The organism is Acidithiobacillus sp. TH-A36, from assembly GCF_057473445.1.
In genome coordinates, this window is the sequence record NZ_JBYCKP010000493.1 from 1 (window position 1) to 2,783 (window position 2,783).

At 56.8% G+C, this 2,783-nt stretch carries 3 protein-coding genes; all 3 read right to left on the bottom strand.

What is annotated here, in order from left to right; genetic code table 11:
- A partial coding sequence (gene tilS, locus AC2VLY_RS12585) for a tRNA lysidine(34) synthetase TilS (RefSeq protein ID WP_486922383.1) occupies window positions 1-1,103 on the bottom strand: 1,103 nt, incomplete at its 3' end.
- The gene (locus AC2VLY_RS12590) at window positions 1,081-2,031 is read right to left on the bottom strand and encodes an acetyl-CoA carboxylase carboxyltransferase subunit alpha (RefSeq protein ID WP_193649960.1); all 951 of its coding nucleotides are present in this window, start codon (window positions 2,029-2,031) and stop codon (window positions 1,081-1,083) included. The genes AC2VLY_RS12590 and tilS, both read right to left, overlap by 23 nt.
- 30 nt (window positions 2,032-2,061) lie before the next feature.
- The coding region (locus AC2VLY_RS12595) for an OB-fold nucleic acid binding domain-containing protein (protein WP_486922384.1) at window positions 2,062-2,783 on the bottom strand (722 nt) is incomplete at its 5' end.

Consider the following 2,783-nt stretch of genomic DNA (forward strand, 5'->3'; position numbering starts at 1 on the left):
TCCGCGAGCAAAGCATGACTGACTCCTTCCCCAGACCCTTGCGCCAGTAACCGGCATTCCCAGCCGCGAAAAGGAAGGGGCCGGGAAATATCCCAGCCTCCCTCTTGCCAATTATCATCAAACTCCGGGGCACGAATTAGATAGAGTACTTTCCCCTGAATCCTGCAGGCGGCACCTCCCTCCCATTGAATGCTTTTGGCTGTAGCGGTCTGCAGTGCGTCCTGAAGGACCTCCAGACGCGCCCGGGAGGGTAATGGACACTGAAGACGTTGCAGCCAGCCCCGCAAAAACATCCTTTGCCGGGCTGGAGATAACTGCTGCAAAAAGCTTAAGGACAACGCGTCTTCCTTCAACCCGGGGTGTTCTGACTGGTGCTGCCCCCAATACATGGCAAACCAGTCATCGACGAGTTCGTGAACATCGCCCAGATTTTCTGCCGTTCGGGCCACGGTAGTCACGGCATGCGGCCAGCCGAGGTTTTCGAGCAGAGGTAACAGCTGCTCACGGACACGGGTCCGGTCATAACGGGGATCCTGATTTGCAGGATCGGAAATATAGGGGATTTTCTTTTCCTGGAGGTAATCCAGCAGTGCCTGTTTGGGAAACTGCAAAAAAGGACGAAGCAACACCCCTGCCCCCAGGGGTTTCTGCCGGGGCATGGCAGACAGTCCGGCAATACCCGTACCCCGCAATAACTGCAGGAAAAAAGTCTCGGCCTGATCTTGCTGATGTTGAGCGGTCAGCAGATAGTCCCCGGCCTGAAGCTGCGCCGCCAGCAACGCATAGCGACCGCGACGCGCCCGATCTTCCGGGCCTTCTCCTGAAGTTTCTGGAGGTAAATGCAGCACCGTACAGGAGACACCCAGAGCGCTGGCCTGCGCGACGCAAAAACGCGCCCAGTCCAGGCTCTCGGCGTGCCAGCCATGATCTACATGCAAGGCCCGCACAGGACAACCCAATGCCACCAGGGCGACCAGCAAAGCGGTTGAATCTGATCCGCCACTATAGGCCACAAAAAACGGGCGCTCCCGAGGCAGGAGTTCCCATTTTTGGAGAATGATCTGGAGCTTTAGCTCCAGATCAGGCCGCGCCGACCACTCCATAGTGCATCAGGCGTTCATAACGGGTGGTCAGTAATTTGCTGGTATCCATCGCTTTCAATTCGTCCAGATGCTGGGCGAACCGCTCCCGGACCAGAGTGAAAACGGCTTCCGGATCACGATGGGCACCGCCCATGGGCTCGACCAGGACTTCGTCTACCAGTCCGAGAGACTGTAAACGGCGAGCGGTAATGCCGAGGGTTTCTGCCGCTTCTGCTGCCATTCCGGCATCTTTCCAGAGAATGGACGCACAGCCTTCTGGTGAAATAACAGAATAAACACTGTATTCCAGCATCAGCATCCGATCACCCACGCCTATGGCGAGCGCGCCGCCTGACCCGCCTTCGCCAATAACGGTACAGATGATGGGAACGGCGAGATCGGACATGACCGCCAGATTCCGGGCAATGGCCTCACTTTGACCGCGTTCCTCCGCACCGATTCCAGGATAGGCACCAGGCGTATCAATAAAAGTAAATACCGGCAATTGAAAGCGTTCGGCCAGACGCAAGAGGCGCAGTGCCTTGCGATACCCCTCAGGGCGAGGCATACCAAAATTACGCTGGATTTTTTCCTTGGTATCGCGCCCTTTTTGATGCCCCATCCAGACAATCGGCTGATCATTGAAGCGGGCCAAGCCGCCGATGATGGCCTGATCATCGGCAAAAGCGCGGTCTCCGGCCAGAATTTGCACTTCACTGAACAGGGCCTGCACATAATCGAGGGTATAGGGGCGCTGGGGATGCCGCGCCACCTGTACAGTCTGCCAGGCACCCAACTTACTGTAGATGCGCTGCAGCTCCTTGCGGGCCTTCACTTCGAGGCGTTTGATTTCATCGGCAATACCGGGCTGATCCAGAGCACGCAGCTCTTCTACTTTGGCTTCCAGCTCCGCTACACCCTGTTCAAAATCCAGATAACTGATTTTCATAGGTACTCCTGAACAATCTGAAAACTTGCCTCAGGCGGGACGCCGGGTCTTGCGCTGTCCACGTTCCAGAGGAATCACATTATTTACCAGCGAAGTGGCAGCACGGTACGTCCACTGCCATTGATATCCCTCGGGCATATGCGCCTGCAGTGCCGCCAGGGCTTCTTCACTCGCCACAAAACTTAAGCTTTCCGGAACTTTTAACAGCACCTGCAGGTCATTGTCCACCGGTAAACGCAGGAGCAGACGCACAGAGCCCGGATATTGCTGAAGCCAGTCATGCAAAAGCTCGGGAGCCAGCGACTCACCCTGAGGAATTTCCACGACCAATTGTGTTGCCAACTCTTCACGAGCCAGCTGGCGATCCAGCACCCTCAGGGCGCTGAGCCGCAGACCACCGGAATAGCTGTCTTCGCCGACCTCACCCAGGACCAGCACGGGTTCTTCCCCTTCTCCGATTTTCCCCGCCTGGGCCCAGACTTCGGCAAATACCACCACCTCCAGACGCCCCACACCGTCATCCAGAGTGAGAAAATAAATACGATCGCCCCTTTTGGTACGGGTGCTGCGCCGCGCCACCACCAATCCGGCAACCAACATAACGGTTCCCACCGCAATATTGCTCAAAGGCTGCACGCCCAGCTCGGCAAGTTCCGCACGGAGATCATCCATGGGGTGGCCGCTGAAATAAAAGCCCAGGGTTTCCCGTTCCTGACGCAGTATTTCTGTGGAGGTCCACAGCTCAGCATGAC